Genomic DNA, 7,458 nt, shown 5'->3' on the forward strand with positions numbered 1-7,458 from the left:
GTACCCCGAAAGGCGACGCAAGCGACGCAACGCGACGGCCGCGCCGGCGGTCGTCGTCGATCATGGGAAGCCGCCTCACTCGGTTGGCGGAGACCAAGAGGACGGCAAGCGGCATCGCGGGCCCGACTGGGAGTCGACAGGATCTTTCTACATTACATTCCGTTATTCCTATATCGTTTTCCAATTAATTCTAGTTATTTTGGCACGCAGGCGGCAAGCGTGAACGAGAGCGCAACGGCAAGGGCGTTCCGCCGGTTCAACGGAACGGCGTCGATGCATCCTTCCCGCCTCGCCCGTTAACTGTCGGATAGCGAATCTCGGGGATGGTCACGAACGACGAATCGTCGCGCTCCTCGCCGAGCCGACGAAGGCATGAAGCCGTTCTTCGTCCCGTCGACTCCCGGTCGACATCCCGAATTCCTCTGAAAGCAATCTCGTCTCGCAAGGGGCAAGAATCGTATCCGATCGCTTGTCGAGTCGGCGCAACTCTCGTTGGACACGAAGACTGGCCGCGCGCCTCGACGCCACACGTCGAAGAAGGAAGCCGCTGCGTGCCTAGTCAGATCTTCAGCCTCGACGCCGCGAAAGAACACACCGCGGTGAAGCTCAGCGGGGGCCTGACGACGCCTGTCGGGGAGGAGGTTCATCGGACGGTGCTCGAGGCGCTCAACGGATGCGAGCGGCTGGTGATCGACTGTTCCGATGTGACCGAGGCCGACGTATCGTTTCTGCAGATCCTCGTCGCAGCCGATCTTGCGGCGGGGCAATCGCACAAGACGGTCGCGCTGGCTTCGCCGCCGCAAGGCGTTCTCGGCGACGCGCTGCGGCGCTGCGGTTTCGCGCCGCCGTCCGGGGCGACGTCGGTGGCCGAGATTTTCGCCTCGCGGGTCAAGCGGTAGCCGGTGACAAAGATGCCTGCAGGCGAACAGGCGCTGCGCAGCCGGCGCGTGGACGTGGATGCGCCGAGCCCTGTCGGCTGCGGCGGGGCCGTCGCCAGCGACCGGAACGAGGCGTTGCGGCGGCGCGCAGCCGCGCGCTCGAGATGGTCGTCGCAGACCCCGGCATGCCGGAAATGAACGGGATTGGCTTCATCCGACCGCTCAGACAGCCGCCACTCGACCGCAGGGCGCCGCTCGCCATGCTCGCCGCCGAATCCGACAAGGGCCTGAAGCCGCAGGCGAAGCCTGCCGGCACGGCCGACCGCCTCGCCAAGCCGGAACTGTTCATCGCCGCAAACAAGAAGGCGCCCGGATGACCTCGAGCACGGATCCCGTCGAAATCTTCCGCCAAGAAGCGAGCGAACTGCTCGAACAATTGGAGGCGGCGCTGCTCGATCTAGAGCACTCGCCCGACGACCGCAACCTGATCAACAGCGCCTTTCGCGCCTTGCACACCATCAAGGGCTCGGGGGCGATGTTCGGCTTCAACGAGGTCGCCGCGTTCGCCCACGAGTTCGAGAGCGCGTTCGATCGGGTGCGAAAGGGCGAAGCCGCCCCAGACCCTGACCTGATCGCGATCGCGCTCAACGCCAAGGACTTTTTGCGCACGCAGATCGAGAAGCCGGAAGAGGCGAACGCGGTCATCGGAATGTGCATCTTGTCCGACCTGCGCAAGCTGGTTCAGGGGCCGGGCGCCGGCTCGGCGCTCGCCAGCGTCGCGCCCCAATCCGCCGCCGCCTCGCCGTCCCCGCCGCCGCCCGAGCAGAAGGAGTGGCGGGTCGGCATGCGCTTCCATAAGGACGTCCTCGTCAATGGCAGCAACCCGCTGCTGTTGCTGGACGAATTGCGCACGCTCGGCGACTGCCGGGTCGCGGTCGACGTCGAGGCGACGCCGCCGCTCGACCAGATGGAGCCAACCGCCTGCTACTTCACCTGGCACGTTCTGCTCGAGACCGCCCATCCGAAGAGCGAGATCGAGGACGTGTTCATCTTCGTCGCCGGCGACATGGAGCTCGGCATCGAGGAGGGCACCGCGCCGCCGGCCGCCGCAGCCGTCCCGTCCGCCGTCGCGGCCGTCGCGCCGCCGCTCGCCGGCGGCCAGCCGGTGGGGGAGGTCGCCGCGAAGAACGGCGCCAAGGAATCGGCGACCATCCGCGTCCAGGCTGAACGCCTCGACGAGATGATGGACCAGGTTGGCGAACTGGTGATCGCCCAGGCGAGGCTCACCCAACTTGCCGCCGCCGGCGCCAACGCCAAGGGCGTCGCCGAGGAGATCGAACGGCTCGCCTCGTCGCTGCGCGACGCGGTGATGGGCATCCGCATGCTGCCGATCGGCTCGCTGTTCGGCCGCTTCCGCCGCCTCGTCCACGACCTGTCGCGCGATCTCAATAAGGAGATCGAGCTGATCGCCGAGGGCGAGGAAACCGAGCTCGACAAGACGATGATCGAGCGGCTTGCCGATCCGCTGATCCACGTCATCCGCAACGCCGCCGACCACGGCCTCGAGAGCGCCGAGGCGCGCCGCGCCGCCGGCAAGGATCTCGTTGGCCATATCCGTCTGGTGGCGCGCCACGCCGGCGCCGAGGTGCTGATCAGCGTCTCCGACGACGGCGGCGGGCTCAACCTCGCCAAGGTCCGCGCCAAGGCCGAGGAAAACGGCCTGGTCGCGCCTGGCGCTGTCCTCTCCGAGGCCGAGTTGCACCAGCTCCTGTTCCTGCCCGGCTTCTCCACCGCCCACGAGGTCTCGGCGCTGTCGGGCCGCGGCGTCGGCATGGACGTGGTGCGGCGGGCGATCGAGGGCATGCGCGGCTCGATCGACGTCGCCAGCGAAGCCGGCAAGGGCTCGACTTTCACCCTGCGTCTGCCGCTGACCCTGGCGATCATCGAAGGCCTCTTGGTGCGGGTCGCCGAGTCGCGCTACGTCCTGCCGCTGACCTCGGTCGAGGAATGCGTCGAGCTGTCGAACGAGGTCGACTCGCGCTCGAGAGGTCGCAGCTTCCTCAATATTCGCGGCGAGCTGGTGCCGTTCCTCAGACTGCGCGAGCTGTTCGGCGAGCGCGGCGAGCCCGACCCGCACCAGAAAGTGGTGATCGTCGCCAATGCCGACGTCCGCGTCGGGTTGGTGGTCGACCAGATCATCGGCGGCCATCAGACGGTGATCAAGTCGCTGTCGAAGCTGCACGCCGACGTGCCGAGCTTCTCCGGCGCGACGATCCTCGGCGACGGGGCGGTCGCGTTGATCCTCGACGTGCCGCATCTGATCGCCTCGGGGCAGGCGCGCGAGGCGCGGCTGCAAGCCAGGCAGGCCAAGGCATTGGAGGCCGCGTGATGTCTGAGTCCCAAACCGCCTCCCAGGCGCTGATGCTGGGCCTCGCCGGAGAGGTATTCGCCATCGATGCGCGTCAGGTGCGCGAGATCCTCGATCCGGCGCCGGTCACCCGGGTGCCGGGGGCAAAGCCCTATGTCGCCAGCGTGCTCAACGTGCGCGGCAAGGTGATCCCGCTCGCCGACCTCAGGCTGCGCTTCGGCATGGCGCCGGCCGAGGTCACCCAGGACTCGCGCTTCGTGGTGATCGAAATCGACATCGACGGCGTTCCGACCACCATCGGGATCGTCGCCGACAAGGTCTACGAGGTCACCGAGCTCGACGCCTCGACGATGCAGAAGACCCCGCCGGTCGGCATGCATTGGCGGCCCGAGTTCATCGCTGGAATCGCCAAGTGGAAAGACGAATTCATCGTGCTGCCGGACATGGCGAGAATCTTGAGCGCAGAGGGGAGCTGAAAACATGCGGTTTACCCTCATATCAAATTGGCCAGCGCCTTCGGCGCGGTCTTTGCCTTGTCGGCGATGACCGACGGCGATCTCTGTCAAGAATTTCAGTTCATCAGCGACGGCAAAGTCGCAGATGTTAGGCGCTTAACCCCGCGACGATAAACTGAACGCCACACGAACCTTGGTCGAAATCTGAAGACGAAAAACAAAACGAAAACAGTGGGTGCAGTATGTCATTTCTTTCGATGTTAAAGCAGAGCCATATCGAATTGGCCGAGGTCCAGCGCCTCACGCAGGCGATCGCGGCGGGCTCGTTGTCCACCCGCGCCAACGTCAGCATAGCGAGCGGCGAGGCGCAGGCCGTGCTTGTCGCCATCAACGAACTCTTGGACGCGGCGTTGCTGCCGATCGGCGAGGGAAACCGCATCCTTGGCCAGATCGCCCACGGCAAAGTTGATGAAATGATCGTCAAGACCTATCAGGGCGATCACGAAACGATGAAGCAGAACGTCAACGGCATCGCGATGGTGCTGCAGAAGTTCCAGGCCGAGCTGGGGAAGCTGACCGAATGTAGCCGACAGGGGCAGTTGGCAAAGCGCGGCGACGCCGCTGCGTTCCCGGGGGCGTACGGCGACGCGATCAGGAGCGTCAACGAGATGCTCGACACGGTGATCGGGCCGTTGAACGTCGCCGCCAACTGTGTCGAGCAGATCTCCAAGGGCGCGATCCCGGCCAAGATCACTGACAATTACAACGGCGACTTCAATATCCTCAAGACCAACCTGAATCTGTGCATCGATGGGCTGGGCGGCTTGCGAGACGTGGCGGAGGTCGTCCAAAGGATGGCCAACAACGACCACACCAAAAAGGTCGATGGAAACTACGTAGGAATCTTTGCCGATTTAGCCCGTGGCATCAACGTCGTTCAGCAACGAGTCCGCCACGTGATTTCAACGATGCACGATATTGCACAGGGGAATCTTGAGGAACTTGCGGAGTACAAGAAGATCGCGCGTCGGTCCGAAAACGACGAGCTCGTGCCCGCGATCATCAAGGTGATGGAAAGCCTCCAGTCCCTGGTCGCCGACAGTCACATGCTGACCGAAGCGGCCGTGGCGGAGCGGTTCGAGACGCGCGCCGACGACACCCGCCACTCGGGCGACTTGCGGAAGGTCGTCCAGGGCTTCAATCGCACCCTCGACGTGATCACGGAAAAACTGAACTGGTACCAGGCGATCATCGATGCGGTGCCGTTCCCCATCCACGTCATCGACACCGACATGAAGTGGGTGTTCCTCAACAAAGCCTTCGAGAAGCTGATGGTCGACCAGCGCTACGTCCGCGACCGCAAGGACGCGGTCGGCAGACCCTGCTCGACGGCCGCCGCCAACATCTGCAATACCGAGAAGTGCGGCATCATGCAGCTGAAGCGCGGCAATGGGGAGAGCTTCTTCGACTGGTGCGGTATGAACTGCAAGCAAGACACTTCGAACCTTGTCAATATCAGAGGCCAGCATGTCGGCTACGTCGAGGTCGTGCAAGATCTTTCAGCGACGCTGAGCGTACGGGATTACACGGCCCATGAGGTGAAACGCCTAGCCGAGAACTTGGGCCAATTGGCCGAAGGGGATCTGAATATCGAATTGAAGACGCCGGAAGCGGGCAAATACACGAGCGAAGCCAAAGCGCAGTTCGACACGATCAATGAAAGTCTGTCGCAACTCAAGCGCGCGATCGGCGAACTCATAACCGACGCGACGAAATTGTCGAACGCAGCCGTCGAAGGCAAGCTAGCGACGCGAGCTGACGCAAGCAAGCACAATGGCGACTTCCGAAAGATCGTGCAGGGCGTGAACGACACGCTCGACGCGGTGATCGGGCCGTTGAACATCGCCGCCAACACCGTCGACCAGATCTCCAAGGGCGTCATCCCGGCCAAGATTACCGACAGCTACAACGGCGACTTCAACGTCATCAAGACCAACCAGAATCAGTGCATCGATGGGCTGGGCGGCTTGCGAGAGGCGGCCGAGGTTGCGCAAAGGATGGCCGACAACGACTACAGCAAAGGCGTGGACGGAAACTATTTGGGAGTGTTTGCCGATTTGGCGCATGGCGTCAACGGCGCTCAGCAACGCATCCGTCACCTCACGACATCAATGCAAAAAATCGCGCAAGGGAACCTGGAGGATCTTGCGGAGTACAAGAAGATCGGGCGTCGGTCCGAAAACGACGTCCTCATGCCCGCGGTGATCACGATGATGGAAAGTCTCGAGTCCCTCGTGGCTGACGCCAACATGCTGTCGAAGGCGGCGGTGGAAGGCAAGTTGGCGACCCGAGCCGACACCAGCCATCACCACGGCGACTTCCGCAAGGTGGTGCAGGGCGTGAACAATACGCTCGACGCGGTGATCGGGCCGTTGAACGTCGCCGCCGACTACATCGACCAGATCTCCAAGGGCGTCATCCCGCCTGAGATCACCGACAGCTATTCCGGCGATTTCAACACCATCAAAAACAACCTCAATACGTGCATCGCCTGGTTCAAGGAACTCGTCGCCTATATCACCGCCATGGCCAACGGCGACATGACGGCGACGATGAACAAGGCGTCGGCGAAAGACCAGATTCACGAATGGCTGATGCTGCTCAAGGCCAGCCTCGGCGCCGTGGTCGCCGACGCCAACACCCTGGTCAAGGCGGTTGTCGATGGCAAGCTGTCGGTGCGGGCCGACGCGGCGGCTCACAAAGGCGAATACCGTCGGATCGTCGAAGGCCTGAACAATACGCTCGAAGCCGTCGTGACCCCGCTGAATGTCGCCAGCGAATACATTGAGCGCATCTCGCAGGGCGACCTGACCGGCAAGATCACGGAAAGCTACGCCGGCGACTTCAACACGTTGATCGACAGCATCAACGCCCTGGTCGACAACCTGTCTCGCTTCGCGCAAGAGGTGCAAGTTGCCGCCGATCAAGTGGCCACGGGCAGCGCGCAGTCCAGCGAGGCCTCCCAGAACCTGTCGCAAGGCGCGACCGAACAGGCCTCGGCGACCGAGCAAGCCTCCTCGTCGATGGAAGAGATGGCCTCCAACGTCAAGCAGAACTCCGACAACGCCAGCCAGACCGAGAAAATCGCGCGCCAGTCGGCGCAGGACGCCGAGGCGAGCGGCTCGGCGGTGAACCGCGCGGTCAAGGCGATGGAGACGATCGCCGAGAAGATCACCATCGTCCAGGAGATCGCGCGCCAGACCGATCTGCTCGCCCTCAACGCGGCGGTGGAAGCGGCGCGGGCCGGCGAGTACGGGCGCGGCTTCGCGGTGGTCGCTTCGGAAGTGCGCAAGCTCGCCGAACGCAGCCAGGCCGCTGCGGCGGAGATCGGCACGCTGTCGTCCGGGACGGTGAAGTCGGCGCAGGAGGCCGGCGAGATGCTGGTTCGCCTGGTGCCCGACATCAAGCGCACCGCCGAACTCGTCGCCGAAATCAGCGCCGCTTGCCGCGAGCAGGACGTCGGTGCGACGCAGATCAATCAGGCGATCCAGCAACTCGACCAGGTGACGCAACAGAATGCGGCGGTGGCGGAGGAAGTCTCGGCGACGTCCGAGCAGCTGAGCGCACAGGCCGAGCAGCTTCAGCACAGTATCGCCTTCTTCCGCGTCGAAGGCGAGCCCGGGCGGAGCCCTGCCAAGGCGATTGGGGTGGATACGGCGGTTACGCGGCTCAAGGGCAAGGCGGCTTCGATGCGCGG

General features: G+C 63.9%; 5 protein-coding genes and 2 pseudogenes. All 7 read left to right on the plus strand.

The features are described 5' to 3' along the window. Positions 1–223: hypothetical protein (locus ACLP2E_RS01640; protein ID WP_442464965.1), on the plus strand; the 223-nt coding region annotated here is incomplete at its 5' end. Positions 224–551: 328 nt separating this feature from the next. Next, a complete protein-coding gene (locus ACLP2E_RS01645; protein ID WP_442464966.1) occupies positions 552–899 on the plus strand; it encodes an STAS domain-containing protein in 348 nt (115 codons plus the stop codon). Between the two features lie 143 nt (positions 900–1,042). Then, on the plus strand, positions 1,043–1,255 hold the full coding sequence (locus ACLP2E_RS01650; RefSeq protein ID WP_442464967.1) for a hypothetical protein: 213 nt from the start codon (positions 1,043–1,045) through the stop codon (positions 1,253–1,255). Next, the gene (locus tag ACLP2E_RS01655; protein WP_442464968.1) at positions 1,252–3,267 is read left to right on the plus strand and encodes a chemotaxis protein CheA; all 2,016 of its coding nucleotides are present in this window, start codon (positions 1,252–1,254) and stop codon (positions 3,265–3,267) included. Before ACLP2E_RS01650 ends, ACLP2E_RS01655 begins: the two co-directional genes overlap by 4 nt. Beyond that, the gene (locus ACLP2E_RS01660; protein ID WP_442464969.1) at positions 3,267–3,722 is read left to right on the plus strand and encodes a chemotaxis protein CheW; all 456 of its coding nucleotides are present in this window, start codon (positions 3,267–3,269) and stop codon (positions 3,720–3,722) included. The genes ACLP2E_RS01655 and ACLP2E_RS01660 overlap by 1 nt, the downstream gene beginning before the upstream one ends. Positions 3,723–3,958: 236 nt before the next feature. Then, a pseudogene (locus ACLP2E_RS01665) lies at positions 3,959–6,202 on the plus strand (hypothetical protein); the annotation flags it as partial. Between the two features lie 288 nt (positions 6,203–6,490). Continuing rightward, positions 6,491–7,458 (plus strand): annotated as a pseudogene (locus tag ACLP2E_RS01670) (methyl-accepting chemotaxis protein); the annotation flags it as partial.

The sequence above is a fragment of the Rhodoblastus sp. genome (genome assembly GCF_052145335.1).
In the GTDB taxonomy this organism is placed as follows: domain Bacteria; phylum Pseudomonadota; class Alphaproteobacteria; order Rhizobiales; family Beijerinckiaceae; genus Rhodoblastus.

Coding starts and splice junctions, on each gene's coding strand:
- ACLP2E_RS01650 (WP_442464967.1), top strand. CDS start 1,043: ATGGTCGTCGCAGACCCCGGCATGCCGGAAATGAACGGGATTGGCTTC.
- ACLP2E_RS01655 (WP_442464968.1), top strand. CDS start 1,252: ATGACCTCGAGCACGGATCCCGTCGAAATCTTCCGCCAAGAAGCGAGC.
- ACLP2E_RS01660 (WP_442464969.1), top strand. CDS start 3,267: ATGTCTGAGTCCCAAACCGCCTCCCAGGCGCTGATGCTGGGCCTCGCC.